This is a genomic window from Kitasatospora sp. MY 5-36 (assembly GCF_001182915.1).
Classification (GTDB): Bacteria; Actinomycetota; Actinomycetes; order Streptomycetales; family Streptomycetaceae; genus Kitasatospora.
This window is the reverse complement of sequence record NZ_LFVW01000068.1, coordinates 1-600: the sequence shown is the minus strand read 5'-3', so window position 1 is coordinate 600 and position 600 is coordinate 1. Positions and strand designations below refer to the sequence as shown.

Here is a 600-nt window from a genome sequence, read left to right as displayed (position 1 = left end):
GGGTGTCGCGTGGTGGTGCTGACACGCTCGCGCTGGTTCAGGAGCTTGGGCGGCTCGGTGTGTCCGCTCCGCTGTGGGTGGTCACGCGGGGCGCGGTGCGGGCGGTCGCGGGTGATGTGGTGCGGCCGGTCCAGGCGCAGGTGTGGGGTCTGGGTGCCGTCGCGGCGCTGGAGTTGGCGGGCCGCTGGGGCGGGCTGATCGACTTGCCGGCTGCCGTGGACGCCCGCGTCGGTGCGCGGCTGGCGTCGGTCCTGGTCGGGGATGAGGACCAGGTGGCGGTGCGTGCGGGCGGTGTGGTGGCGCGGCGGTTGGTGCGCGCTGGCCGTCCGGTCGTGCGTGAGGCGTGGTCACCGCGTGGCTCGGTGCTGGTGACGGGTGGCACGAGCGGCGTGGGTGCGATCACCGCCCAGTGGGTGGCGGATCGTGGCGCGGCGCGGGTCGTGCTGACGTCCCGTTCGGGTCCTGGTGCCGCCGGTGTGGCGGAGCTGGCGGCCTCGATCGCGGCTCGGGGGACGGCAGTGGAGGTGGTGGCGTGCGACGTCGCCGACCGCGCCTCCGTGGCAAGCCTGCTCGACTCGATCGACGCGACCGGTCCGGTGC

1 protein-coding gene is annotated in these 600 nt (G+C 75.3%); it reads left to right on the top strand.

The window, feature by feature from the left end:
* Positions 1–600, top strand: a 600-nt coding sequence (locus AE652_RS06360; protein WP_049650171.1) for an SDR family NAD(P)-dependent oxidoreductase, incomplete at both ends; no start/stop codon positions are given.